The sequence below is a fragment of the Caballeronia sp. 11_S32 genome, assembly GCF_056930355.1.
This window is the reverse complement of sequence record NZ_JBXOWH010000004.1, coordinates 430,204-456,657: the sequence shown is the minus strand read 5'-3', so window position 1 is coordinate 456,657 and position 26,454 is coordinate 430,204. Positions and strand designations below refer to the sequence as shown.

Below are 26,454 nucleotides of genomic sequence, written 5' to 3'. Positions count from 1 at the left end.
CCGAATTGCGGAACGCTTGATCCGAACTCCGAACCATTACCGTCACCTCATTCTTCTGCGACCGTTACGGCTTTTCTATAGACCGATCGGCCAACGAACACGTGTGATCCTGAAGCTCTTCCGACGACGCCCAGTTGCCCGGCTGAACGTGATCGTTGAGGAGATAGAACGCGGGCGCGCCGTCGCTGCGCACCGCGCCCGCGAGCAGCAGCGTCTGTTCGCCCATCGTCTGACCGCGGCTTGCGGCGTAGGGCGCGATGAGCTTGAAGGGATCGGTATGCGCGAGATCGGCGTCATCGATACGCATGGCGCTGTACACATGACCGCGCAATCTCACCGGCAGCGGTGCCCACTCCGTGCCGATGCCCGGCCCCACTTCGCGCAGCGCGCGCACGACATCGGGCGCGAGGCAATCGATATGAATATGCAACTGGTTCTGCGTGCGCCCGCTCGCGGAATTGATTGCGAGCGAAACCTCATCGCGCGGGAGCGTGCGACGCAGCGCACGGTCCACGTAGACGCGCGCCTTCCAGGCATCGCGAAAGTAGTTCGGCGCATTCGGCTGGAGCAGTTCGGGGCTTTCGATGCCGCTTACGCGCGCCGTCGGAATCAGCAGATATTGCGCGACGCCGACGATATCCTTCAGGACCGCATAGCCGCCCGCGAGATCGACATCGGCGCATTTCTGCCGAACGTGCGCGCCCTCGGCCGCGGGCTCGCAATAATCGTGGACGATCTCCCACAATGCGTTCGGATTGGCCGCGCACGCGAGCGGCAGAGAAAGTGCGCCGAGCGCAACGAGGCAGCGGAGTGTGTTGGTGATTTTCATCGGCATGATCCGGTGGCGCAAAGACAGACAGCCTGCCGGATTATGCTTGCAAGCGCGTGAAAGCGCCCCGGAACGTGACAAAGCCCCGCGTCGCACGGGCGCGGGGCTTCGTCATCGACCGCGAATCAGGCCGCTTCGGCGCGATTCACCGGATGCGGCTCCTTCAGCTTGTTGGCGACGCGCGCCGCCTCGAAGTACGACGCGTTCGGCGGACGCTTCAGATACTGCCCCGCGCCGCGCACCGCGCGCAGGTCGCCGTTCGCCCACGCAAGCGCGCCGCGCGTGAGCGTGTGCGTCGCGACGCCTTGCACCGTCATGCCTTCGAACACGTTGAAATCGACCTTCTGATGATGCGTCTTCACGGAAATCGTGCGCGTCGCGTTCGGGTCCCAGACGACGAGGTCCGCGTCCGCGCCCACCTGCACCGCGCCTTTTCGGGGATAGAGATTGAAGATCTGCGCGGCATTGGTCGACGTCACGCGCACGAATTCGTTCGGCGTGAGACGGCCCATGTTGACGCCGTGATGCCATAGCACCGACATGCGATCCTCGACGCCGCCGCAGCCGTTGGGGATCTTCGTGAAGTCTTCGCGGCCCATTGCCTTCTGCGACGCGCAGAACACGCAATGATCGGTCGCTGTCGTGTGCAGTTGCCCCGATTGCAGCCCGCGCCACAGCGCCTCGCGATGCTCGCTCGTGCGAAACGGCGGGCTCATCACGTGCGCGGCGGCCCGCGTCCAGTCGGGATCGCGATATACCGATTCGTCGATCACGAGATGCCCAGGCAGCACTTCGCCGAACACGCGCAGCCCGTCGTTGCGCGCCTTCGCGATCACATCGACTGCATCCTTCGCCGACACATGCACGATGTAGAGCGGCACGCCGAGCACCTGCGCGATGCGAATCGCGCGATTGGCCGCCTCGCCCTCCACTTCGGGCGGACGCGACAACGGATGCGCCTCCGGTCCTCTAAAGCCTTTGGCCAATAGTTGCTTCTGCAACTGAAAGACGAGCTCGCCGTTTTCCGCATGCACGGTGGGCAGCGCGCCCAGTTCGAGCGAGCGCGTGAAGCTGTTCACGAGCACTTCGTCGTCGGCCATGATCGCGTTCTTGTAGGCCATGAAGTGCTTGAAGCTCGACACGCCGTGCTCGTGCACGAGCAGACCCATGTCGCGGTGCACGGACTCGTCCCACCACGTCACCGCGACGTGAAAGCCATAGTCCGCCGATGCCTTTTCCGCCCAGCCGCGCCACTCTTTGAACGCATCCATCAGCGGCTGCTTCGGGCTCGGGATCACGAAGTCGATGATGCTCGTCGTGCCGCCCGAAAGGCCCGCTGCCGTGCCCGTATGGAAGTCGTCGCTCGCGGTCGTGCCCATGAAGGGCAGCTCCATGTGCGTATGCGGATCGATGCCGCCGGGCATCACGTACTGGCCGCCGGCGTCGATGGTTTGCGCATCGGAAGGCGCTTCTATGTCGGGGGCTATGGCCAGGATGGTGCCGCCGGCTTGCGGGTCTGCGCAGAGCACATCGGCGCGGTAGGTGCGGTCGGCGTCGATGATGGTGCCGCCGCGGATCAATGTTGGCATTGAAGTGTCCCTCCGGGGTGGGTAGTCGTTACGTTGCGTTGCGTTGCGTTTCGTTGTTTCGCTTTCGCTTTCGTTTGCGTGGAATCCTGTATTCGTGTCGGTCTATTTGCTCTGCCCCTGTGCGGGGCGGCAGTCACTTTCTTTGCTGCTGCAAAGAAAGTAACCAAAGAAACAGCTTGTCCCATCCAAAGTGCTTCACACCGGCCCCGGCACAGAAGAACGGCTGTGGTCCGGCAGTAGCGAGTGCCCTCATAGGACATACCGGGCTTGGATCGCGCACGGTCTGTCACATCGCACCGCTTAACCGACTGGTTCAGCACGAAATAGCTCCGGCCCGCTGCGCGGCCGACCGGTCCATCGGGTCCGCGCACACGTCCTTGCTAACGCTTCCATCTCACTGCATTCGCCCACCGTTGGTTTCCCTTGTAGACCCAGCGGCAGCGCGTAGCGCTGTGCCGGAACTGTTTGGTGCTGAACCAGCGCCCTCAAGGTTCTAGCTTGTCAGACCGTGCGCGGTCCAAGCCCGGTTAGGCCTGTGAGGGCACTCGCTACTGCCGGACCACGTGCCATCTTCTGTGCCGGGGCCGGCTTGAAGCACTTTGGATGGGACAAGCTGTTTCTTTGGTTACTTTCTTTGCAGCAGCAAAGAAAGTGACTGCCGCCCCGCATAGGGGCAACGCTAATAGACCAAAGACACAACGGGATCCGGCGAAACCAAACTTCAAGCACTCAAAACCCCCGCCCGCGGGCTACCCCGCAACTTCATCCAAGACCCATAAACGACGGCCGCCAACACAAGCCCCACGAACCACGCATACGTGTAGAGCGTATTGAAAAAGGCGGGCACGCCGGGAAAGGACGCAGGAAACGCCGTATGCAGAAACCCAGGCAGATTCGGCAGCACGCCGACAAGCAGCGCCACGACCGCTGCAACATTCCAGCCGCCGCTATACGAGTACTCACCGTCTTCGGCAAAAAGCTCGCGATGATCGAGCCGCGTGCCGCGAATGAAGAAGTAATCCACCATCATGATGCCCGCGACAGGCCCGAGCAACGCCGAATAGCCGACGAGCCACGTGAAGATATAACCCTGCGTAGTCGCGAGAATCTTCCACGGCATCATGACGATGGCGATGGTCGCCGTGATCATGCCGCCCGCGCGATACGAAATGCCCTTCGGCCAGAGGCTCGAAAAGTCGTACGCCGGCCCGACGAGATTGGCCGCGAGATTGCAGCACATCGTATCGAGCGTCAGGATGATGAGCGCGATGCCCACGCCGATGCCCGTCATGCGGCTCGTCAGGTCGATCGGGTCCCAGATCGCCTTGCCATAGATCACGACCGTCGCCGACGTGACGACGACCGATATCACGGAAAGCAGTGCCATCGGCACCGGCAGGCCGATCGATTGCCCGATCATCTGATCGCGCTGCGAACGGGCAAAGCGCGTGAAGTCGGGGATATTGAGCGCGAGCGTCGCCCAGAAGCCGACCATCGCGGTGAGGCCCGGCCAGAACGTCGCCCAGAAAAGCCCCTCCTTCTTGCCGCCCGCGACGAATTGCGACGGCGCCGAAAGCATCGAGCCGATGCCGCCCGCCTTCGTCGTCGCCCACCACACGAGCGCGACGCACATCACGACCTTGATCGGCGCGGACCAGCTTTCGAGCCAACGGATCGAATCAGTGCCATGCCAGATGAAGTAGAGCTGCAGCGCCCAGAACACGAGAAAGCACGCGAGCTGCCCGAGCGAAATGTCGAGGAGCGGCAGCGCCGCGCCGTGCAATGCATTGCCCGTGAGGATATTCAGAAGCGTATAGATGGCGCTGCCGCCCAGCCACGTCTGAATGCCGTACCAGCCGCACGCGACAATCGCGCGCAGCAATGCAGGCAGCTTCGCGCCCTGCGTGCCAAACGACGAGCGCACGAGCACCGCGTATGGAATGCCGTGCTTCGCGCCCGCATGACCGATCAGCAGCATCGGCACGAGCACGATTACGTTGCCGAGCAGAACCGTCATCACCGCCTGCCATGGCGACATGCCCTGATCGGTCAGGCCCGCGGCCAGCATGTATGACGCTATGTTCATCACCATGCCGACCCACAACGCCGCGAAGTGATACCACTTCCACGTGCGCTGCGCAGGCCCGGTCGGCGCCAGGTCCTCGTTGTACAGACTGCTCGTCTCGACGTTATGCGCTGTCTGATTCATCGGATGCACTCCGGTTGAGTGTGCGGTTGATCATGGGGATTCAACGACGACGAGCGCTACGTTATGTTTATGCCGCTTTCGCGGGTACTTCCGCATCGACACGCGCGGGGTTGTTCGGATGCGTGGTCCAGTTCGCATATTCGCCCGCATCGACGCGTTCCATCGTGATGCACTGCTCGACCGGGCACACATGCATGCACAGATTGCAGCCGATGCATTCCGAATCCACCACCTCGAAATGCCGCTTGCCGTCCTTCTCCTTCAGGATCGCCTGATGCGACGTGTCCTCGCACGCGATATGACACAGCCCGCACTTGATGCACTTGTCCTGATCGATGCGCGCCTTGATGTCGTACTTGAGATTGAGGTACTTCCAGTCGGTGACGTTCGGCACCGCGCGCCCGCGAATGTCGTCGAGCGTGGCGTAGCCTTTTTCGTCCATCCAGTTCGAGAGGCCATCGGCGAGATCGGACACGATGCGAAAGCCGTAATGCATCGCCGCCGTGCACACCTGCACGCTGCCCGCGCCGAGCACCATGAACTCGGCGGCATCGCGCCACGATGAAATGCCGCCGATGCCCGAGATGGGCAGGTTCGGCGTCTCCGGATCGCGCGCGATTTCGGCCACCATGTTCAGCGCGATCGGCTTCACGGCGGGACCGCAATAGCCGCCGTGCGTGCCTTTACCATCGACGGTCGGCATCGGCGCCATCTGGTCGAGATCGACGGCGACGATCGAGTTGATCGTATTGATGAGTGACACGCCGTCCGCGCCGCCCTTGAACGCGGCGCGCGAGCCCATGCGGATATCGCTGATGTTGGGCGTGAGCTTCACGAGGCACGGCAGCTTCGTGCCTTCCTTCACCCAGCGCGTGACCATCTCCACATATTCGGGCACCTGTCCCACCGCCGAGCCCATGCCGCGCTCGCTCATGCCGTGCGGGCAGCCGAAGTTCAGTTCCACCGCATCCGCGCCTGTGTCCTCGACTTGCGTGAGAATCCACTTCCAGTCTTTCTCGTTGCACGGGACCATCAACGAGACGATCAGCGCGCGGTCGGGCCAGTCGCGCTTCACCTGCTCGATCTCGCGCAGGTTCACGTCGAGCGGACGGTCGGTGATCAGTTCGATGTTGTTCAGCCCCGCGATGCGCTGACCGTTCCATTGCACCGCGCCGTAACGCGAGCTCACGTTGACGACGTGGGGATCGAGGCCCAGCGTCTTCCACACGACGCCGCCCCAGCCCGCCTCGAACGCGCGGTTGACGTTATAGGCCTTGTCGGTCGGCGGCGCGGACGCGAGCCAAAAGGGATTCGGCGATGTGATGCCGGCGATGTTGCAAGTCAGATCGGCCATGTTCGTAGTTCTCCTTGTATGCTCAGGCGGCTTTGATCGCGGTCAGCTCGAACGAGGCGTCGATGGACGCCGCCGCGAGCTTGCCGTCCTGCACGGCCTGCACGGTGAGATCGAGTCCTTCGTGGGTCGCGCAATCGCCGCCGGCCCATACTTTCGCGAGCGTCGTCTGACGGTTCTCGTCGGTGACGATGCGGCCGCCGTCGAGCGTCAGCAGTTCGCGGTCGATGCCGACGGGCACGAGCGTCTGACCGATCGCCTTCAGCACCATGTCCGCTTCGATCACGAAGCGCTCCGTCTCACGCTCGAATTCGACGCCGGTCACCGCGCCGTTATCGCCGATCAGTCGCATGGGCTTCGCATGCGTGACAATGGTCACGCCGTTCGTCTGCGCGAACTCGCGCTCGGCCCACGTCGCGCTCATGTTCTCGATGCTGCGCCGGTATGCCATCGTCACGTTCGTCGCGCCGAGCTTACGGCTTTGCACGCAGGCATCGACAGCCGTATTGCCGCCGCCGATCACGACCACGCGCCTGCCGACCGGCACCGTCGCGAGATCATCGGCCTGACGCACTTGTTCAATGAAATCGACCGCGTTCATCACGCCATCGAGCGATTCGCCTTCGAGCGCCAGTTCACGTACGCCCGCGAGACCGAAGCCGATGAACACCGCGTCGTACTGCTTGCGCAACTCGTCGAGCGTGAAATCGCGGCCGAGCGACTGGCCCGTTCTGATCTCGATGCCGCCAATCGAATACAGCCATTCGATCTCGCGCTGCGCATAATCCTCGACCGTCTTGTAAGCGGCGATGCCGTATTCGTTGAGGCCGCCGGGCTTCGTGCGCGCATCGAAGATGATCGCGCGATGTCCTGCCAACGCAAGCCGATAGGCACAGGCAAGCCCTGCCGGTCCCGCGCCCACGATCGCGACGCGTCTGCCGGTATCCGGCGCGCGCCTGAACAAGGGCTCGCCCTTCGCCATCGCGGAGTCAGTCGCGTGACGCTGCAACGCGCCGATCTTCACCGGCTCGTCGCCCTGATGGTTGCGCACGCAACTACCTTCGCAAAGAATTTCGGTCGGGCACACGCGCGCGCACATGCCGCCCAGCGGATTGGCCGAGAGAATGTCGACGGCCGCGCCCTTCAGGTTGCCATTGCCGATCTTGCGGATGAAGCCGGGAATGTCGATCTTCGTCGGACACGCCTGCACGCAGGGCGCGTCGTAGCAGTAGTGGCAACGGCTCGCGGCGGCCGCTGCGGCCGTCGCATCGAGGAGCGGCGCGATATCCGAGAATTCACACGCGAGCTGTTCTTGCGTAAGGCGATGGTTTGCGATATCGCCTGTCGTTTTGATGGTCATACGCGGTCCTTCGGGACGTGATGGGTCCGCCGTCCGCGTGCGGGGCGCGGACGGTGCGTGTCAAACGAGCGGAAACATGCCAGCCTTACGAAGCGGGTTCCGACGCGCGCTCCAGCATCGCGTGCAGGAGCACGTTCGCGCCCGCCTCGATCCACTCCTGCGTCGCGTCTTCGATTTCGTTGTGGCTGATGCCGTCGACGCAAGGCACGAACACCATCGACGTCGGTGCGACCTGCGCGAGATAGCAGGCATCGTGACCCGCGCCCGACACCATGTCGCGATGCGAATAGCCGAAGCGCTGCGCCGCGGCGCGCACGGACGCCACGCACGCGGCATCGAACCTGACGGGCTCGTAGTAGAAGATCTGCTCGAGCTCGGTCTGCAAACCGATCTCGCCCGCGATGCGCTCGACGCCCGCGCGCAACGCGGCGTCCATGCGCGCGAGCACGGCATCGTCCGGATGACGGAAATCGACGGTGAAGAACACGCGGCCGGGAATGACGTTGCGCGAGTTCGGATGCACCTGCATCATGCCGACCGTCGCGCAGGCGAGCGGCGCATTGTCGAGCCCGATGCGGTTCACGAGATCCACCACGCGCGATGCGCCGAGCAAGGCGTCCTTGCGGCGCGGCATCGGCGTGGGGCCTGCATGCGCTTCCTGGCCCGTCAACGTGATTTCGTACCAGCGCTGACCTTGCGCATCGGTGACGACGCCGATCGTTTTATCTTCGGCTTCGAGAATCGGACCTTGCTCGATGTGCAGTTCGAACGCCGCATGCAGCTTGCGGCCGCCGCACGGCAGATCGCCCGCATAGCCGATGCGCTTCAGTTCCTCGCCGATCGTCTTGCCGTCGACGTCCTTGCGCGAGAGACCGTAATCGAGCGAGAACACGCCCGCGAACACGCCCGATGCGACCATCGCCGGCGCGAAGCGCGAGCCTTCCTCGTTGGTCCAGATGACGACTTCGATCGGATGCTCCGTCTCGATGCCGCGATCGTTCAGCGAGCGGATCACTTCGAGTCCGCCGAGCACGCCGTAGATGCCGTCGAAGCGCCCGCCCGTCGGCTGGGAATCGGCATGCGAGCCGGTCATCACGGGCAGCGCGTCGAGGTTGCGGCCCGCGCGGCGCATGAACACGTTGCCCATCTGATCGACGCTCACCGTGCAGCCCGCTTCCTTCGCCCAGCTGACGATGAGATCGCGCCCTTCCTTGTCGAGATCGGTCAGCGCGAGACGGCAGACACCGCCTTTCGGCGTCGCGCCGATTTTCGCCATTGCCATGAGGCTGTCCCACAGGCGTTGGCCATTCACCTTGATGGACGTATCGAGACCAGCCTCTCTGATTGCATCCGTTACGACGTTCATGCGCCTCGCTCCTTACGATCGGATTTCGTATGTGAGTGACTTCGCTTCGTGCATGCCGGACGCTTGCGGTGCGATGCTGCACGCGCGCGGTGCACGATTTCTGTTCTGCGATGCATGATGCAAACGACACGCTTCTTCGATGTTGCGAGCGCTCTTCAAATCCTGTCCGGTTGGACAGGTTGTAGCCGATTAAAATAAGCAAATCAACGTCTTTCGTGTGCGAGCAAACACGGAGCGTACAAAGCGATTTGCGTGCCATTGCAATGCAGCATCGGCGGGCATTGGTTTCGATGGCGTTTTCGTCGCGATGCAGCGCCGCGTGCAGGAACGGCGCGATTGAGGCACGATGCGGCACACACGACAGAAGAATTCGACGATGAGACACGACGACGCGGTGAAGGGCATCACTGAAAACGAGGACAGTGCGCCGCCTTTGCGAAGGCGCAAGGCGCAGATCCGCGAGAGCAACGAAGCGCAACTGCTCGCATGCGCCGAAGAAGTGTTCGCGGAAAAAGGACTGGAAGGCGCGAGCACGGCGATGATCGCCGAGCGAGCAGGCTTGCCCAAAGCCAACCTGCATTACTACTTTCCGACGAAGCTCGCGCTCTATCGCCGCGTGCTCGAGGATCTGTTCGAGGACTGGCATCGCGCGGCGGATACCTTCGAATGCAGCGACGATCCAGTGGAAGCGATCGGCGGCTATGTGCGCGCGAAGATGGAATTGTCGAGACGAAGGCCGCTCGGATCGAAGGTGTGGGCGAGCGAGATCATTCACGGCGCGCATCACATGCAGGACATTCTCAACGAGCGCGTGAAACCATGGCTCGATACGCGCGTGACCGTGATCGAGAGCTGGATCGCGCGCGGCCTGCTCGCGCCGGTCGAGCCGGACACGTTCATGTTCATGATCTGGGCCATCACGCAGCACTACGCCGATTTCGATGCGCAGATCCGCGCGCTGAAGGGCAAGCGCGCGCTCACGCGCAAGGCCTTCGATGAACAGACAGAGGAAGTCGTGCGTCTCGTGATTCGCGCGTGCGGGGCGGTTTCGCCGCGCGTCGAAGAAAAACCGGCGGCTCAATAGAAAACGCCGGCCGCTTTGATAGCGGCCGGCGTTCGTCTTGCTGCTTACTGCTTCACCACGTACTGCAACTGCGACTACGTTTCTCGCAAGTACTGCTCTTTCTGACGCTTGCTGCAACTTCAACCGCTACTGCTCACTACTTCTACTGCCCTGCGTCACGAAGCTCCGAGGGGAGCTTCGATCAACGACCGAAGTAAACCGAGTTGCGATCCGACATCGACACGTTGGCGCGCGGCGCCGGAGCGGCCACACCCGATTGCGAAGTGCCGGCCGTCGAAGGGCCGTAAGCCGACACGCCGTTCTCGGCGTTCACACGGGCCTGGGCGGCCTGGATGTTTTGCGGATAGTTCACGCGATCGGTCGACGGGTTGTAGCCGGCCTTTTCCAGTTGAACCAGTTCCGCGCGGACTTGAGCACGGGTCACCGGACCGTTGTCCTGCGCGAATGCGAAAGTCGGAGCGGCCAGAGCGGTGGCGATGACGAGTGCGGGAACGAATGCCTTGATCATGATGAACCTCCAATAGTCTTGTTTTGAAATCGAAACTCAATCGGAAGCTTTTTAAGTGGTTTCTGATTTCGTTTCGCTTGAAGACAGTGTAGGAGCACGACGCCCTAGGGGAAACCCCGATTTGCACGAAACTTAATTGTCTGGATCGCAATAATGCGTTTCGCGACGAGAAGCGCGGCGCGGCTTCGAAGAAGCTGCGCCAAATCACTTAAACATTTGTTTTAATTGAAATAATTTTGGCCGCGTTCGGCACGGGAAAGCATTCGTAATCGATTGCAAGGCGAAGCGCCTTTACGAGATCGCCAGCAATTCGCCATGTCCGCGCCAGCTTTTATGCGGTAGCGACATACGCGAGCGCAGCCGTCACCAAGTCGCGCAGCAGCGGTTGGACCGCGTTCGCCCTCGCCTCGTCGTAAGTAAACGGCGCCGATTCTTCCATGTAACTGACCTGCGTCAACTCGAGCTGAATCGCGTGAATGCCTTTCTCGGGCCGCCCGTATTGCCGCGTGATGTAGCCGCCCTTGAAGCGTCCGTTGGCCACCGTCGAATAGCGCCCGTCGCGCTCGACGATCCCCGCGAGATGCTCGGCGAGCCCCGGCGCCGCCGATGCCCCGTCCGCCGTGCCGAAGTTGAAATCGGCGAGGCGTCCTTCGAAAAAGCGCGGCACGACCGAGCGGATCGAATGCGCTTCCCACAGCAACACGCGGCCATGGGCCTGCCGCAGCGCGTCGAGCTCGCCGGCGAGCGCATCGTGATACGGCTGCCAGTACATCGCGCGCCGCGCCTCGATCTGCTCGCGCGACGGCTCGTGGCCCGGCTTGTAGAGCGGCGCCTTGTCGAAGGTATCGAGCGGACAGAGTCCTGTCGTATCGCGGCCCGGATACAGATTCGCATCGTCGGGCGGACGGTTCAGGTCGATGACATAGCGCGCGTACTGCGGCGTCAGGATCGACGCGCCCAGTTCGCGCGCGAACGCATAGAGCCGCTCCAGATGCCAGTCGCAATCCTCGGTGCGTTTTGCGATGGGCGTCATCTCGTCGGCGAGCGCGCAGGGAATCTGCGTGCCCCGGTGCGGTATCGAGATCAGGAGCGGCGCGCTGCCGCGCTCCAGCGTGAAAATCGAAGACTCGTTCATTTGATGACCTCAGCCCAGCAAGCCGCGCAAGGCGGCGCGATAACGCGCGAGCGCTTCGTCTTCCTGCGCATGACGGCGCGCATCGACCACCTTGCGGCCGGAAACGAAGACATCGCGGATCGGCGACTCGCCGTGTTCGCAAAACACCGCGCTCGAGAGCCACGTCTCGCGCGCATGGCCGCCGATGCCCGGATGCGCGTCGTCGAGCACGAGCCAGTCGGCGCGCAGGCCCGGCGCGAGCGCGCCGACGGGCCGTCCGGTCGCGTGCGCGCCGCCGTCGAGCGCGGCGTCGAAAAGTCGGTCGGCGGGACGGCTCTGCGTCGGCGATGCGAGCACGTTGCGCTGACGCCGGCACAGGCGCTGGCCGTATTCGAGCAGGCGCAACTCCGAGCGCCAGTCCACGCCGACGTGACTATCCGAGCCGATACCGATGCGTCCGCCCGCATCGAGATAGTCGTGCGACGGAAACACGCCGTCGCCGAGATTCGCCTCGGTCGTGAGGCACAGCCCCGCGACCGCGCCGCTCGCCGCAAGGCGCGCGCATTCGTTCGCGTCGATGTGCGTCGCATGCACGAGGCACCAGCGTTCGTCGACATTGAAACGTTCGAGCAGCCATTCGACCGGCCGATGCCCCGTTGCCGCGACGCACGCCTCCACTTCGGCGACCTGCTCCGCCACGTGGATGTGCACCGGCGCGTGGCCGAAGTGCGCATCGAGCCCTTCGAGCACCGCCGCGAGCGATTCACCGGACACGGCACGCAGCGAATGCGGCGCGACGCCGTAACGACGCGCACCGTTCTCGGGCCGCGCGCGAGCGAGCGTGTCGATGAGCGTGAGCAGCGTGTCGGGCGTGTTCAGAAAGCGGCGCTGATCCTCGCGCGGCGCGCCCTTGTTGAAGCCGCTGTATTCGTACAGCACCGGCAGCATCGTGATGCCGATGCCCGCGCGCCCGGCCGCATCGACGACGCGTTCGGCGAGTTCCGCGCGGTTCGCGTAGGGCGTGCCATCGGGCGTGTGATGCACGTAATGGAACTCGCATACGGACGTGTAGCCCGCCTTCAGCATCTCGATATAGAGCCAGTGCGCGATATCCGCGAGCGATTCCGGCCCGATCTGCGCGGCGAAGCGATACATGAGATCGCGCCAGCTCCAGAACGTATCGGCGACGCTCGCGCGATATTCGGTGAGACCGGCCATCGCGCGCTGGAACGCGTGCGAGTGCAGGTTCGGCATGCCGGGCACGACCGGCCCCTTCGCCCGCTCGACGCCATCGGGCGCCGCGCTGTCCGGCGTGACGCGCACGAGCGCGCCGTCGTCGTTCCATTCGATGAGCACGTCCTGGCGCCAGCCGTCGGCGAGGCGCGCGTGGTCCGCGAAGAATGCCCGATTCGCAGCGTTCATGTGTGTGTGTCTCCCTTTTTATGTCGATGCGCGGCTACTCGTGAGCCGTCCGCCGTCTTTACAACATATCGATACCGATCCGCAGCCACGACGTATCATCCGCGGCCTCGCATTCCAGTTCGGCCGCGCGCTCGAAGCGCAGCGTGTCGCCTGTTTCGAGCGTATGGCGCGTGCCATCGGCGGCCTTGATGTCGAGCCTTCCGCGCGCGCAGAAGATGAACGTCAGATCGTGTTCAGGCGTGATCGTGCATGAACCGCGCCAGACGCTCACCGCCGCGCGTGCGCGATCGCGGCGCACCATCACGTTGAAGTCGCGCGTCGGGCCGTCGAGCAGCGCTGCTTGGATCGGCGTCTCGCCGGCGAAGCGCGCGATCGCGAGCGGCGCGTCGAGCCCATGCACGCGGCCATCCGCTTCCGTCAGACGCATGCCGGCGCCGTCGAGCAAAACGAGCACGCGATCGACGCCCGCGAAGGTGGAGAACGCGCCATCCGAAGCCACGTCCGCGAGCGACAGACGCCACGCGAACGCATCGAGCGACGCATCCGGCGGCCCCGCCGCGATCTCGCGCGTGACGCCGCCACCGTTCTTCCACGGCCTGGGCGTGAGCGAAGCGGCGCGAATGATCATCACGGTCAGAAATGTCCGGTGAATTGATAGCGGTCGCCCGGATGCCAGAGATTCGCGACCGAGGCCACCGCATCCCGCGACCACGTGCGCCGATGCAGCAGCAGACACGGCTCGTGCTCCTTCATCGCGAGCGCGTGACCAATTTCCGCCGACGGCACAGACGCCTCGATCCGGTACTCGACGCGCTGCAGCGGCGCGGCGGCCATCAGATATTGATTCGGCGTGATCGTCGTGAAATCCTGCCGCGCGTATTCCGGCGCGAGCGCGGGATTCACGTAGCGCTCTTCCATCTGCACCGGCTCGTCGTTCTCGAAGTGCAGCACGCGCGAATGAAACACCGGGCTGCCGACGGTGAGATGCATCTCGGCGGCGAGCGCTTCATCGACGATCGACGCGCCCAGATGCAGCACATCCGCGCGATAAGCATGACCGCGCGCGACGATTTCATCGGAAATGCTGCGAATCTCGACGAGCGTGGAGGCGTATTTCGGCTGCGCGACGAAGGTGCCCGCGCCCTGCACGCGCGTGAGCACCTGCTCCGAGGTCAGTTCGCGCAGCGCGCGGTTCACGGTCATGCGCGCGACCTTGAACTCGCGCGCGAGCTCGTTCTCGGAGGGCACCTGATCGCCCTCCTTCCACTCGCCGATGTGAATGCGCTGGAGAATGTAGTCCTTGATCTCCTGATACGCAGGCGTGCTCATACAGGCTCTTCCGACGCGAACGAGAACGGGCTGTGCCGCGCAATCGCGCCTTCCTGCACGAGCGTCGCAATTGCGGCAATGTCCGGCGCGAAATAGCGGTCGAGATCGTAGTGCGGCACGTGCGCGCGCAGCGTCTTCATGACTTCGGCGAGCGGCGCGCTCGTCTGATGCGGCGCGCGCAGATCGACGCCCTGCGCCGCCGCGAGCAGTTCGATCGCGAGAATATTGGCCGTGTTGCTGGCGATGTCGCCGAGCTTGCGCGCGGCAAAAGTCGCCATCGAAACGTGGTCTTCCTGGTTCGCGGATGTCGGCAGCGAATCGACCGATGCCGGATGCGCGAGCGTCTTGTTCTCCGATGCGAGCGCGGCCGCCGTCACATGCGCGATCATGAAGCCCGAGTTGACGCCGCCGTCGCGCACGAGAAAAGGCGGCAGGCCGGAGAGCGTCGCGTCGATCAGAAGCGCGATGCGGCGTTCCGCGAGCGCGCCGATTTCCGCGGCGGCGAGCGCGAGGTTGTCGGCGGCGAACGCGACCGGCTCCGCGTGGAAGTTGCCGCCCGAGAGCACCTCGCCCGTGTCGGGGAAAATCAGCGGATTGTCGGAGACGGCGTTCGATTCGATCAGCAGCACCTCGGCCGCGTGGCGCATCTGGTCGAGGCACGCGCCCATCACCTGCGGCTGGCAGCGCAGGCTGTACGGGTCCTGCACCTTTTCACAGTCCGCGTGCGAAAGGTTGATGCCCGAGCCCTTCAGCAGCGTGCGATAAGCCGCGGCCGCCTCCATCTGCCCGCGATGGCCGCGAAGCTCATGAATGCGCGCATCGAAGGGGACGACCGAGCCCGCGGCGGCATCGACGGACAGCGCACCCGCGACGAGCCCTGTGCGGAACAGATCCTCGATCGCGAAGAGGTTGTAGAGCGCGAGCGCCGCCGACGCCTGCGTGCCGTTCAGCAGCGCGAGGCCTTCCTTCGCCTGCAGCGTGAGCGGCTTCAGGCCCGCGACCGTGAGGCCGTCGAGCGCGCTGGCGCGTTCGCCGCGAATCGTGACTTCGCCGATGCCGAGCAGCACCGTCGACATATGCGCGAGCGGCGCGAGATCGCCCGATGCGCCGACCGAGCCCTTCACCGGGATGATCGGGAGGACATCGGCGTTGAAAAGCGTAATGAGCGCGTCGATGACTTCGCGGCGGATGCCCGAATGACCGCGCCCGAGGCTCGACAGCTTGAGCGCCATCAGGAGCCGCACGACCGGACGCGACATCGGCTCGCCGACGCCCACCGCGTGCGACAGCACGAGATTCTTCTGCAGCAGTTCCAGCTGATCGGCCGGGATGTGCGTATTGGCGAGCCGCCCGAAGCCCGTGTTGATGCCGTAGGCCGGGTCGCCCTTCGCGGCGATGGCGGCGACGGCGCGCGCGCTAGCGTCTATCGCCGCGAAGCTCGCCGGATCGAGTTCCAGCGAATCGGAGCCTCGCGCGATGCGGCGCAGTTGCGGCAGAGTCAGTTTTCCGGGCGTGAGCTTGATCATGATTCGTCCTGTCTATACAAGTTAGACTCAAGTCTAAACGCGCAGACAGGACGAAACAAGGGGATATCCGGGATATCACTAGGGTATCCCGGCTAATACGGCGTATCTTGTCTATACAGATTTGACAGTTACAACAATACTTTCTCCATCACGAACTGGACGAAGCGCTGCTCGCGCACGATCACGGCGCGCGCCAGCAGCATTGTGAATCCGCAATATTCGAAGAACGGCCGCCCGGTGACGCTCGAGTAGGTATGCAGCGTGGTGATGCCGGCCTCGTCGGCTTCCGCTTCGATGCGCGCGAGCAGCGACGTCGCCACGCTTTTGCGCTGATGCAGCGGATCGACGAACATCATGTCGATGAGGCCGTTCTTCTCCATATCCGCGAAGCCCGCGAGCTCGCCGTCGACGAGCCCCACCCACGTCGGGCGGCTCGCGCGCGCGAGTTCCCATTCGTCGCGGTCGGCTTGGGCCCAGGCTTCGATCTGCGCTGCGTTGTAATCGGCCGAGGCCGTTTCGCGAACGGCGCGTTGGAACAAATCGATCACACCGTCGAGATCGCTCGCTTTGTATGGTCTGACTTCGATGAGCGGAAGCCCTGGCATTTCATCACCTTCGTTGCTGTCAAATAGAAAAAACCGCTGCCGAGGCAGCGAGGGTCGAGCGTGGAACACGCGGAAAAATTGTGCGGGGAATGATCTGGAAGCGGAGGCACGCAAACGTTCAAATCGCGGAAAACCGGATGGCGGGACGCGACCGGTCAGGAAGCCACCGCCACGGTGGCGATGCCGAGCGCGGTCATGAGCAGCGACGCGCACACGTGGATGGCGATTTCGGCGAGCGCCCAGCCGAGCCGCCCCTGCTGCAAATGCGCGACGACTTCGGCCGAGAACGTGGAAAACGTGGAGAGCCCGCCCATCAGCCCGGTGATGATGAAGAGCCGCCATTCCACCGAGAGATCCGGATAGCGCGCGAAGAAGGCGACCGCCACGCCGATGATGTAGCCGGCGATCACGTTCGCCGCAAACGTGCCGAGCGGAAGATTCGGAAAAATGGCATTCAGACGCAAGCCGAGAACCCATCTGAGCAGCGACCCCAGCCCGCCGCCGAGTCCCACGGCGATGATCGACAGATACATGAGTTGTGCGAAATCGGTTCGAAATTAACTACGTTATGCCTCGCGGGCGAGCCGGTCGATCAACGCGCCGCGGCTCGCCTCGACGATCCAGCCCTGCTTGTGCCGGACGTGCGCCGCCCAGGTGCCGTCGCGCCGTTCTTCCCAGCAGCCGGCGTCATGGCCGTCGATGAAAAGCGAGCCGCGAATGACCAGTTGCGGATCGGCGGGGTCGAGCACCTCGTCGTCATTGTGTTCGAGTTTCACCGTGTGCATGAGCGTCGTCTGCAAAAAGACGTCAAGACCAGAGCCGGTCTCGCGAGTGGCTCCATTCTAACGATACTCACAGCGCCTGGTTCAAACACTCACCGTATCATGAAAGACATTGCCGAAAGGCAATTGAGCATTCGCACGATGTGTTCGACCGACGGTGCATCGAAAGCGAGCGTCACGGCATCGATACGCTCGAGCGCCGGCCATTGGCAGAAGAGATCGGCGAACGCGGTCGTTTGCACGCGCAGTTCGCAACGATGATCGGCGAAGGGCGCACGATGCGCGCGGTCCGACGATGCCGCCGCCTCGATCGTTTCGCGCGCGGCGAGCCAGATGGCCTCGCATGCGGCGGCGGGCGTTTCGGTGACGCCGCTCGAATAGCCGTGCGCGGTCTTCACGCACAGAAAGCGCGCGCCGGGAAACGCGGGCAGCGTCTCGGCGCCGAATACATCGTCGCCGGTCAGTAGCGCGACGCGCGCGCCGTGCTCTTCGGCGAGCCTGCCGTAGAGACCGGCTTCGCCGACTTCCTCGCCGTCGAGCATGACGCGCGCGAATGCGGCGCTGTTGATCGTATGCGCGAGAATGCCGCGGCTTTGCGCGCGCGCGTGATAGCCGATCATGAACACCACTTCCGGCGATGCTTCCAGCCCGGCCATCATGCCGAGCGTGCGCGGCTTGCCGAGCACGAGGCGCGCGCGCTGATCGAGCAGATCGGGCATGAGATTGCGAAAGCCGCCGTGCGAATCGTTGATCCAGACCTGCGACGCGCCGCCTTCGAATGCGCCCTGCGCGGCGGCGTCGGCTTCGCGCGTCATCCAGCGGCGCGCCTGCTCATATTCGGCATTGCCGGCGCGCGTCTGCTCGGGATGAAATACACCCGCGATGCCTTCGATATCCACTGAGATCAGCACTTTCATGGTCGTTGCTTCAATGCGTCGTTGAGCGAGATGCGCCGATGACCGTCGCGTCCGGCAACCTTTTCCGCGCTGAAGAGCGCATCGAGGACCGCCTGTTCGACGCTGTCGGCGGCGGCCTGAAACAGCGGATCGAGCCGCGCGTCGCCGACGAGCGGCGGCAGTGCGATGAAGTCCGCATCGTGCGGCACGGTGTAGGCGGTGGTGAAGGCCAGCGCGATATCGCCGCTGCCGTGGCCATAGACCGAGCCGGTGCGCGCGAGGCCAGCGGCGGCGCGCGTCGCGAGACGGCGCAATTGACGCGCATCGAGCGGCGCGTCGGTTGCGAGCAGCATGATGATGGAACCTTGCTCGGGCGTCTGAAGTGCATCGCTCGCGGCGTGCAGCGTACGGCCTACCGGATCGCCGCCGATGGTCAGTTGCGCCAGGCGACCGAAATTGGCGAGCACGAGCGCGCCCGTCGTAAAGACATGCCCGCCGATGCGCGTGATGCGCGACGCCGACCCGATGCCGCCCTTCAGCTCGAAGCACGACATGCCGCGCCCCGCGCCCACCGCGCCGCGCCCGAAGTCCTCGCGGCATGCATCGAGCGCGCTCGCGTAGTGCGCTTCATCGACGGCGAGCGCCTGCATGTCGTTGAGATAGCCGTCATTGCATTCGAACACGAGCGGATTCACGCTCGGCTCCTCACGACCGATGCGCGGATTCGCCCCGATGGCTGCGCGAATCTGCGCATTCGCCACCGTGCCGACGCCGAACGTGTTGGTCAGCGCGATCGGCGTTTCGAGCAGGCCGAGCTCTTCCACTTGCACGAGCCCGATGCTCTTGCCGAAGCCATTGATGACGCATGCCGCGGCCGGCACCTTGCTGCGATACACGTCGCCGCCGTGCGGACGAACCACGGTGACGCCGGTTTGCACCGCGCCCTGAGCGAGCGTGCAATGCCCGACCGTCACGCCCGCGACATCGGCGATCGTGCCGCGCGCGCCCGCTTCGAGCACACCGATATGCGGCGCCCGCATCATGGCCGGTCGAGCTTCGGATCGAGCGCGTCGCGCAAGCCGTCGCCGAGCAGATTGAACGCGAGCACCGTGAAGAAGATCGCGAGGCTCGGGAAGATCGCGACGTGCGGCGCCATTGCCATGTCGGCGCGAGCTTCATTGAGCATCGCGCCCCACTCGGGCGTCGGCGGCTGCGCGCCGAGGCCGAGGAACGAAAGGCTCGCGGCCGTGATGATCGACGTGCCTATACGCATCGTGAAGTACACGACCACCGACGAAATCGTGCCGGGCAGGATGTGCCGCGCGAGTATCGTCCAGTCCGACGCGCCGATGCTTCGCGCCGCCTCGATATACGTGAGATGCTTCAGCGCGAGCGTATTGCCGCGCACGAGACGCGCGAACGCGGGAATGCTGAAGATCGCGACCGCGCACACCACGTTCACCATGCCGTTGCCGAGAATCGCGACGACGCCGATCGCGAGCAGAATGCCGGGAAACGCGAACAGCACGTCCGCGATGCGCATCACGATGCGGTCCCACCAGCCTTCGTAATAGCCCGCGAGCAGGCCGAAGAACGTGCCGATGACCGCGCCGAGCACAACCGAGAGCAACCCGGCCGTCAACGAAATGCGGCTGCCCACGAGTATGCGGCTCAATATGTCGCGTCCCAGTGAATCCACGCCGAACCAGTGCGCGGCGGACGGGCCCGCATTGAGCGCGTCGTAATCGAAATAATTCTCCGGATCGTAAGGCGCGATATACGGCGCGATGATCGCGATCACGACCAGCAGCAACACGAAAACGGCCGCGATCATCGCGACGTGCTGCTGCTTGAACTTACGCCAGAACTCCGTCCACGGCGTGCGGACTTCGTGCCCTGCTGCCGTGGCAGCGGCGACCTTGGCATTGCCGGCGCTCACGCTCATGCGGTCCTCACTTGAAACGGATAGTCGGATTGATGATCGCGTACAGCACGTCCACGATCAGATTGATCACAATGAACTCGAGCGAGAACAACAGCACTTCGGCCTGAATCACAGGGTAGTCGCGCATCTCGACCGCATCGACGAGCAGGCGCCCGAGGCCCGGCCAGTTGAACACCTTCTCCACGACGATCGAGCCGCCGAGCAGAAAGCCGAATTGCAGGCCCATCATCGTGACGACGGGAATCATCGCGTTGCGCAGGCAGTGCTTCACAATCACCATCGGCTCGTGCACGCCCTTCGCGCGCGCGGTGCGCACGAAGTCCTCGCCGAGCACTTCGACGAAGGACGCGCGCGTGAAGCGCGCCATCACCGCCGCGACCGCCGCGCCCAGCGTGATCGACGGCAGCACGTAGGCCTTCCACGTACCGTCATCGACGATAGGCAGCCAGCCGAGCTTCACCGAGAAGATTTCCATGAGCAGCATGCCGAGCGCGAAGGCCGGAAACGAAATGCCCGACACGGCGAGCGTCATGCCCAATCGATCCGGCCAGCGGTTGCGCCACACCGCCGACACGATGCCGATCGCCATGCCGAAGACCACCGCCCACGCCATGCTCGCGAGCGTGAGCCACAGCGTGGGCATGAAGCGCTCGGCGATTTCCGTCGAGACAGGCCGCTTGCTGCGCGTCGACATGCCGAAGTCGAAGTGCACGACCTTGCCGAAGAAGTTGACGAGCTGCTGCGGCAGCGGCTTGTCGAGGCCGAGATCGGCGCGCACGAGCGCGACCGTCGCTTCGTCGGCTTCCGCCCCCGCGGCGAGACGCGCGGGATCGCCCGGCAGCATGTGCACGAAGAAGAACACGAGCACCGCGACGATGAAAAGCGTCGGCAAAAGGCCCAGCAGGCGTTTGGCGATGAAGTTGAGCATCGTGTGAAACTCGAATGAAGCCGGGCCGCGCGGGCCCGGCAGGCGTCCATCACTTGACCGCGATCTCGTCGAAGCTGAACGAGCCGTCAGGCATCACGTACGCGCCCGACAGACGCTTGCTGCGCGCGTACACGACCTTTTCCGTGACGAGGAAAATCCACGGCGCATCGGCCCAGATGCGTTTTTGCGCATCGGTGTAGAGCTTCGCCTTCTCGCTGCGATCCGTCGTGGCGAGCGCCTTCTGCAGGTCCTCATCGACCTGATCGTTCTTGTAGTACGCGGTGTTGAAGAGCTTCGGCGGGAAAGAACCGCCGCTCAAGAGCGGCGAGATCGCCCAGTCCGCCTCGCCCGTCGACGACGACCAGCCGATGTACAGCATGCGCACCGGCGCCGTCTTCGGATCGGGCGCGCTCTCGATGCGCTGCACGCGCTGCCCGGCTTCGAGCGCCTCGACCGATGCCTTCACGCCCACTTGCGAAAGCTGCTGCTGCACGAACTGGATGATCTTCTGCGCGGTCGTATGGTTATAGCCCGACCACAGCACGGTTTCGAAGCCGTTCGGATAGCCCGCTTCCTTCAGCAGCTCGCGCGCCTTCGCGGGATCGTATTTCCACGGCCCGAGCTTCGGCGTCGCATAGTCGACGCCCGGCGGCACGACGCCTTCGGAAGGCACCGCGTAACCCGCGAATGCGACCTTTACCAGCGCTTCCTTGTTGATCGCGTAGTTCATCGCCTCGCGCACCTTCGGATTGTCGAAGGGCTTCTGCAGCGTATTCATGCTGACGTAACGCTGGATGATCGAGGGCGCCGCGATCAGATCGACCTTCGGGCTCGACTTGAGCGTAGCGGCCTGCTCGAACGGAATCGAGAACGCGAAGTCCGCTTCGCCCGTCTGCATCAGCGCGGCGCGCGTGTTGTTATCGACCACCGGCTTCCAGTCGATCATGTCGACCTTCGGCAAGCCCTTCTGCCAGTAGCCCGCGAACTTCTTCACCTTCATGTCGTCGGTCTGCTTCCATTCGACGAATTCGAACGGACCCGTGCCGACCGGATGAAACGCGATTTCCTTGCCGTACTTCTTCAGCGCGGTCGGCGAGATCATCACCGCCGACGGATGCGCGAGCACGTTGATGAAGGCCGAGAACGGAATCTTCAGCGTGATCTTCACCGTGTACGGATCGATGACTTCGGTCTTCTCGATCTTGTTGAAGAGGTTGTAGCGCTTCAGCTTGTTGTCCGGATTGGTGACGCGGTCGAACACGGCCTTCACGGCCTCCGCGTTGAAGTCGGTGCCGTCCTGGAACTTCACGTCACGGCGCAGATGGATCGTGTAGACCTTCGCATCCGCGCTCGCTTCGTAGCTCGTCGCGAGCACGTTGCGGATCTTCATGTCCTTGTCGAAGCCGAACAGGCCCTCGTAGAACGACTTCGCGACCGCCTGCGAGAGCGTGTCGTTGGCGTCGTAAGGATCCATCGTCGTGAAGGTCGAGGCGACCGCCATCACGACGGTGCTTTGCGCATGCGCGGCAACCGGTGCGAGCGAGGTCAGCGCGGCGAATGCGCTTGCGGCGAGAATCGAGCGCAGTTTGAAGGACGGCATCGTTGGACTCCTTGGCTTGACGTCATGGTGTTATCAGTACGCGCCGCCTACGTGATGCTCGGCAACGTAATGGTCTGGTCCTACGGCTACGAGTTTCGCGACGATGGGTTCATCGCCGAGCTTGCGGATCGGGCTTGGAATCTCGTCGGCGGCGAGCATGCGCTTCGCGTGCCGGCGCGACGGATCGGCGACGGGCACCGCGCTCATCAGCTTGCGCGTGTACGGATGACGCGGCGCGTCGAACACGGCCGCGCGCGGCCCGATCTCGACGATCTGCCCGAGATACATCACCGCCACGCGATGACTCACGCGCTCCACCACCGCCATGTCATGCGAAATGAACAGATACGCGACGCCGAGCTCGCGCTGGAGATCGAGCATCAGATTGACGATCTGCGCGCGCACGGAGACATCGAGCGCGGAGACGGATTCGTCGGCGATCACGACTTTCGGGTTCAACGCGAGCGCGCGCGCAATCGCGATGCGCTGTCTTTGACCGCCCGAGAATTCATGCGGATATCGCTGCGCGGCTTCCGGCGGCAAGCCGACTTTTTCCAGCAGCCAGTCGACGCGCGCCTGTGCTTCTTTGCCGCTCGCGACACCATGCACGAGCAGCGGCTCCATCACGGAGAAGCCGACCGTCAGACGCGGATTGAGCGACGCGAACGGGTCCTGAAAGATGAACTGGATATTGCGCCGCAGCGTCTGCAGTTCGTGGCCTTCGAGCTTGCTGATGTCGCGCCCGTCGAATTCGATGGAGCCGCTCTGGCTCTCGACGAGCCTCAGCAGCGAACGTCCCGTCGTCGACTTGCCACAGCCCGATTCGCCGACGAGCGCGAGCGTTTCGCCCGGGCGCAGGTCGAAGCTCACGCGCTCGACCGCATGCACCGCCGCCGTCGTGCGGCCGAACAGCCCGCTCTTCACAGGAAAGCGCGTGACGAGATCGCGCACGCGCAGGATCGGCTTCATGGATTCATCGACGGCGGGCTGCTGCTCCTTTTCCACCGCTTCCGATGGACGCAGCGCGCTCGCATCGTCCGGCGCGACCTCGGCCGGCTCCACTTCGAGAATGGGGAATTTCGCGGGACGGTCGGTGCCGCGCATCGCGCCGAGCGTCGGCACCGCGGCGAGCAGCGCCTTCGTGTAAGCGTGCTTCGGCGCATGAAACAGCGCGTCCGATGGCGCTTCCTCCACTTTCTCGCCGCGATACATCACGAGCACGCGATCCGCGACTTCCGCGACCACGCCCATGTCGTGCGTGATGAAGATCACGCCCATGTTCATCTCGTCCTGCAGGCCGCGCACGAGTTGCAGAATTTGCGCCTGAATCGTGACGTCGAGCGCGGTGGTCGGCTCGTCGGCGATCAGCAGCGCGGGCTTGCACGAAAGCGCCATCGCGATCATCACGCGCTGGCGCATGCCGCCCGACAACTGATGCGGATAGCGCGCGAACACGCGCTTCGATTCGGGAATGCGCACGAGATCGAGCAGATGCAACGCTTCGACCCGCGCCTCCGAATGGCTCTTGCCCTGGTGCAACGCGATGGCTTCCGCGATCTGGTCGCCGACCGTGAAGACCGGATTGAGCGATGTCATCGGCTCCTGGAAGATCATCGCGATGTCGGCGCCACGCACGCCGCGCATCGTCGCCGACGATGCTTTCGCGAGATCGAGCATTTGACCGTTGCGCCGGCGAAACGCGATGCTTCCCGACACGATCCGCCCGCCGCCATGCTCGACGAGACGCATCAGCGCGAGCGACGTCACCGACTTGCCCGAGCCCGATTCGCCGACGATCGCGAGCGTTTCGCCGCGATCCACGGTGAACGAGATGTTGCGCACGGCTTCGACCGTGCGCGAGCGCGAGCGGAACGAGACCGACAAATCGCGCACGTCGATGACGCGTGTATCGGGCAAGGTCATCATCGGTAGATCGCCGTGACGGGCGCTTCGCCCACGCGCGCGAAGCCGCGATACATGCCTTCCGTGTTGAACGGCAGCACGACGTTGCCCTTCGCATCGACGGCGACGAGACCGCCGCGTCCTTCGATGCGCGGCAGCTTCTCCATCACGACATCGTTCGATGCTTCTTCCAGCGAGACGCCGCGATACTCCATCTGCGCCGATACGTCGTACGCCGCAAGCATGCGGATGAACATCTCGCCGGTGCCGGTGGTCGACACGGCGCAGGTCGCGTCGTTCGCATAGCAGCCCGCGCCGATCAAAGGCGCATCGCCGACGCGGCCCGCCTGCTTGTTGGTGATGCCGCCCGTCGATGTCGCCGCGGCGAGATGGCCTGCCGCATCGAGCGCAACCGCGCCGACCGTGCCGAACTTCCTGTCCGGATCGATGGGATCGTTTTCGAAGGCGAACTTCGTCATTGCATCGTGATCGAGCATCGTGCCCGATGTGCCGCGCGCCTTCAGCCATTGCTGATAGCGCGCCTCCGTGTAGAAGTACGACGGCTCGACGAATTCGAGCCCCTGCGCCTGAGCGAACGCTTCCGCGCCCGCCGCCGTGAACATCACATGATCGCTCACGTCGAGCACGCGGCGCGCGGCGAGCACGGGATTCTTCACGCGCGTCACGCAACTGATCGCGCCGGCTTCGAGCGTCGCGCCGTCCATCACGGAGGCATCGAGCTCGTGCGTGCCCGCCGCCGTGAACACCGCGCCGTGGCCCGCGTTGAAGAGCGGACAGTCTTCGAGCAGGCGCACGGCTTCGGTCACCGCGTCGAGCGCGCTGCCGCCATTGGCCAGGATGCGTTCGCCCGCGCGCAGGATGTCCGTGAGCGCCGCGTGATAGCCCGCTTCCGTTTCGGTGTTCATCGCGCTTCGCAGGATCGTGCCCGCGCCGCCGTGGATCGCAATGACTGGTCTGGCGTTCATGACTCGCGTGACTCCGTGTGAGTGTGTCGTTTGGCGGCCGTGCGGCGGGTTGGCTGAACCGGTCGCGCATCGTTTGGAATCGATGGCGCGACGAGCCACGGCAACACGAATTCGGTCAGGCCCGATGCCGCCTCGACGGAACGCTTCGCCCGATGCGCGACCGCATCGCAGAGCGCTTCGATGACGGCGAGCACCGCGGTATCGCAATTCGCCGCGAGCCTGCGCTCGGCGCGGATCGCGAGCACGAGGTCCGCGACTTGCGCGAGCGGCGACGCGGCGCTGTCCGTGAGCGCGACGACGCGCAGGCCGTGGTCGCGCGCGAGCCGCGCCAGCGTGATGGTGTCGTCGACATAGCGCGGAAACGCGATCGCGATGAGCACATCGCCGCGCGACGCCGTGAAAAGCCGCCGCGCCGCGTGCGACGGTCCGCCCATCAGCGCGAGCGACTGCACGTTCGCGCAATACGGCGTGAGCCCGTGCTCCATGAGCCCGGCGAGAAACGCGCTCGCGCCGTAGCCGACCACGAAGACGCGCGGCGCGGCGAGGACCATGTCGACGATCGCCTCGGCCTTCGCGCCATCGACGGATGTCTGCGCGAGCCGCAGATTGGCTGCCGCCTGCGCGAGCGATGCATCGAAGACTTCGGCGCCGCTCGCGGGCGATTCGAGCGCGGTGCGCAAACGCTCCACCGGCGCGATGGTCGCCTCGAAACCGCGCACGAGCGCCTCGCGAAACGCCGGATAGCCGGAGAAGCCGAGCGCGCGCGCAAAACGGTTCGCCGTCGCCACCGATGCGCCCACCGCGCCCGCCAGCTCGTCGATGCGCATCGTCGCCGAACGGAACAGATTCGCCAGCACGAACGCGCCCATGCGCCGATGGATGGGCGTGAGCGTCGGCATGGCCGCGGCGATGCGCACGGAGATCAGATCGTCGGCGCTCAGAGGCGCGCGAACCGATAGCGAACGGGACATGGAATGCACTGCCCTCTTATTGCGATGAAACGCGATGAAACTATATTTACTCGAAATCCCGCCCAAAAAAAATTCATTTTCATCGAACTCGGGTTTTCGATAAGGCGCGCGCGTCCCGTGCGTCGAACGTGCACGATCATGCACAATACTGG

General features: G+C 64.2%; 24 protein-coding genes. 1 reads left to right on the top strand and 23 read right to left on the bottom strand.

The genetic code is table 11. The annotated features are described in order from the left end of the window. Nucleotides 1-64: 64 nt before the first annotated feature. The 6 genes from AC1Z32_RS28120 to AC1Z32_RS28095 form a co-directional block, all read right to left on the bottom strand. On the bottom strand, nucleotides 65-829 hold the full coding sequence (locus AC1Z32_RS28120; protein WP_483482118.1) for a CDP-diacylglycerol diphosphatase: 765 nt from the start codon (nucleotides 827-829) through the stop codon (nucleotides 65-67). Nucleotides 830-954: 125 nt separating this feature from the next. After that, nucleotides 955-2,418, bottom strand: a complete 1,464-nt coding sequence (hydA, locus tag AC1Z32_RS28115) for a dihydropyrimidinase (protein WP_483482117.1) — start codon at nucleotides 2,416-2,418, stop codon at nucleotides 955-957. Nucleotides 2,419-3,139: 721 nt separating this feature from the next. Continuing rightward, on the bottom strand, nucleotides 3,140-4,627 hold the full coding sequence (locus AC1Z32_RS28110) for an NCS1 family nucleobase:cation symporter-1 (protein WP_483482116.1): 1,488 nt from the start codon (nucleotides 4,625-4,627) through the stop codon (nucleotides 3,140-3,142). Between the two features lie 67 nt (nucleotides 4,628-4,694). Beyond that, nucleotides 4,695-5,981: an NAD-dependent dihydropyrimidine dehydrogenase subunit PreA gene (gene preA, locus AC1Z32_RS28105; RefSeq protein WP_483482115.1), complete on the bottom strand. Its 1,287-nt coding sequence runs from the start codon at nucleotides 5,979-5,981 to the stop codon at nucleotides 4,695-4,697. 22 nt (nucleotides 5,982-6,003) lie between these two features. Further along, nucleotides 6,004-7,338 carry an NAD(P)-dependent oxidoreductase gene (locus tag AC1Z32_RS28100; protein ID WP_483482114.1) on the bottom strand — a complete coding sequence of 445 codons (1,335 nt, stop codon included), beginning with the start codon at nucleotides 7,336-7,338 and terminating at the stop codon, nucleotides 6,004-6,006. Between the two features lie 85 nt (nucleotides 7,339-7,423). Further along, entirely contained in the window at nucleotides 7,424-8,704 is a 1,281-nt protein-coding gene (locus AC1Z32_RS28095; RefSeq protein ID WP_483482113.1) for a Zn-dependent hydrolase, read from the bottom strand. Between the two features lie 376 nt (nucleotides 8,705-9,080). Between AC1Z32_RS28095 and AC1Z32_RS28090 the strand changes: the two genes are divergently transcribed. Next, entirely contained in the window at nucleotides 9,081-9,788 is a 708-nt protein-coding gene (locus tag AC1Z32_RS28090; RefSeq protein WP_483482112.1) for a TetR/AcrR family transcriptional regulator, read from the top strand. A gap of 181 nt (nucleotides 9,789-9,969) precedes the next feature. Here AC1Z32_RS28090 and AC1Z32_RS28085 read toward each other — a convergent pair whose 3' ends face one another. The 17 genes from AC1Z32_RS28085 to AC1Z32_RS28005 form a co-directional block, all read right to left on the bottom strand. Beyond that, nucleotides 9,970-10,293, bottom strand: a complete 324-nt coding sequence (locus AC1Z32_RS28085; protein WP_483483333.1) for a DUF4148 domain-containing protein — start codon at nucleotides 10,291-10,293, stop codon at nucleotides 9,970-9,972. 334 nt (nucleotides 10,294-10,627) lie between these two features. Further along, entirely contained in the window at nucleotides 10,628-11,431 is an 804-nt protein-coding gene (gene hutG / locus AC1Z32_RS28080; RefSeq protein WP_483482111.1) for an N-formylglutamate deformylase, read from the bottom strand. Nucleotides 11,432-11,440: 9 nt separating this feature from the next. Beyond that, on the bottom strand, nucleotides 11,441-12,832 hold the full coding sequence (locus tag AC1Z32_RS28075; RefSeq protein ID WP_483482110.1) for a formimidoylglutamate deiminase: 1,392 nt from the start codon (nucleotides 12,830-12,832) through the stop codon (nucleotides 11,441-11,443). A gap of 58 nt (nucleotides 12,833-12,890) precedes the next feature. Continuing rightward, nucleotides 12,891-13,460 carry a HutD/Ves family protein gene (locus tag AC1Z32_RS28070; protein ID WP_483483332.1) on the bottom strand — a complete coding sequence of 190 codons (570 nt, stop codon included), beginning with the start codon at nucleotides 13,458-13,460 and terminating at the stop codon, nucleotides 12,891-12,893. Between the two features lie 5 nt (nucleotides 13,461-13,465). Further along, the gene (gene hutC, locus AC1Z32_RS28065; protein WP_483482109.1) at nucleotides 13,466-14,161 is read right to left on the bottom strand and encodes a histidine utilization repressor; all 696 of its coding nucleotides are present in this window, start codon (nucleotides 14,159-14,161) and stop codon (nucleotides 13,466-13,468) included. Beyond that, on the bottom strand, nucleotides 14,158-15,687 hold the full coding sequence (gene hutH / locus AC1Z32_RS28060) for a histidine ammonia-lyase (RefSeq protein WP_483482108.1): 1,530 nt from the start codon (nucleotides 15,685-15,687) through the stop codon (nucleotides 14,158-14,160). Before hutH ends, hutC begins: the two co-directional genes overlap by 4 nt. Nucleotides 15,688-15,815: 128 nt before the next feature. After that, nucleotides 15,816-16,292: a GNAT family N-acetyltransferase gene (locus AC1Z32_RS28055; protein WP_483482107.1), complete on the bottom strand. Its 477-nt coding sequence runs from the start codon at nucleotides 16,290-16,292 to the stop codon at nucleotides 15,816-15,818. A 155-nt stretch (nucleotides 16,293-16,447) separates the two neighbouring features. After that, on the bottom strand, nucleotides 16,448-16,825 hold the full coding sequence (gene crcB, locus AC1Z32_RS28050; protein WP_483482106.1) for a fluoride efflux transporter CrcB: 378 nt from the start codon (nucleotides 16,823-16,825) through the stop codon (nucleotides 16,448-16,450). Between the two features lie 33 nt (nucleotides 16,826-16,858). Next, nucleotides 16,859-17,092 carry a hypothetical protein gene (locus AC1Z32_RS28045; RefSeq protein ID WP_483482105.1) on the bottom strand — a complete coding sequence of 78 codons (234 nt, stop codon included), beginning with the start codon at nucleotides 17,090-17,092 and terminating at the stop codon, nucleotides 16,859-16,861. A 74-nt stretch (nucleotides 17,093-17,166) separates the two neighbouring features. After that, complete coding sequence (locus AC1Z32_RS28040; protein ID WP_483482104.1) at nucleotides 17,167-17,991, bottom strand: M55 family metallopeptidase; 825 nt, start codon at nucleotides 17,989-17,991, stop codon at nucleotides 17,167-17,169. After that, the gene (locus AC1Z32_RS28035) at nucleotides 17,988-19,013 is read right to left on the bottom strand and encodes a DmpA family aminopeptidase (protein ID WP_483482103.1); all 1,026 of its coding nucleotides are present in this window, start codon (nucleotides 19,011-19,013) and stop codon (nucleotides 17,988-17,990) included. Before AC1Z32_RS28035 ends, AC1Z32_RS28040 begins: the two co-directional genes overlap by 4 nt. After that, the gene (gene gsiD, locus AC1Z32_RS28030) at nucleotides 19,010-19,915 is read right to left on the bottom strand and encodes a glutathione ABC transporter permease GsiD (protein ID WP_483482102.1); all 906 of its coding nucleotides are present in this window, start codon (nucleotides 19,913-19,915) and stop codon (nucleotides 19,010-19,012) included. Before gsiD ends, AC1Z32_RS28035 begins: the two co-directional genes overlap by 4 nt. 7 nt (nucleotides 19,916-19,922) lie before the next feature. Beyond that, nucleotides 19,923-20,843, bottom strand: coding sequence for a glutathione ABC transporter permease GsiC (gsiC, locus tag AC1Z32_RS28025; protein WP_483482101.1), 921 nt, complete (start codon nucleotides 20,841-20,843; stop codon nucleotides 19,923-19,925). Between the two features lie 49 nt (nucleotides 20,844-20,892). Then, the gene (gene gsiB / locus AC1Z32_RS28020; RefSeq protein ID WP_483482100.1) at nucleotides 20,893-22,443 is read right to left on the bottom strand and encodes a glutathione ABC transporter substrate-binding protein GsiB; all 1,551 of its coding nucleotides are present in this window, start codon (nucleotides 22,441-22,443) and stop codon (nucleotides 20,893-20,895) included. 33 nt (nucleotides 22,444-22,476) lie between these two features. Next, the gene (locus AC1Z32_RS28015; RefSeq protein ID WP_483482099.1) at nucleotides 22,477-24,369 is read right to left on the bottom strand and encodes a dipeptide ABC transporter ATP-binding protein; all 1,893 of its coding nucleotides are present in this window, start codon (nucleotides 24,367-24,369) and stop codon (nucleotides 22,477-22,479) included. Further along, complete coding sequence (locus tag AC1Z32_RS28010) at nucleotides 24,366-25,331, bottom strand: isoaspartyl peptidase/L-asparaginase family protein (RefSeq protein ID WP_483482098.1); 966 nt, start codon at nucleotides 25,329-25,331, stop codon at nucleotides 24,366-24,368. Before AC1Z32_RS28010 ends, AC1Z32_RS28015 begins: the two co-directional genes overlap by 4 nt. Continuing rightward, nucleotides 25,328-26,302, bottom strand: coding sequence for a MurR/RpiR family transcriptional regulator (locus tag AC1Z32_RS28005; RefSeq protein WP_483482097.1), 975 nt, complete (start codon nucleotides 26,300-26,302; stop codon nucleotides 25,328-25,330). Before AC1Z32_RS28005 ends, AC1Z32_RS28010 begins: the two co-directional genes overlap by 4 nt. Nucleotides 26,303-26,454: the final 152 nt, after the last annotated feature.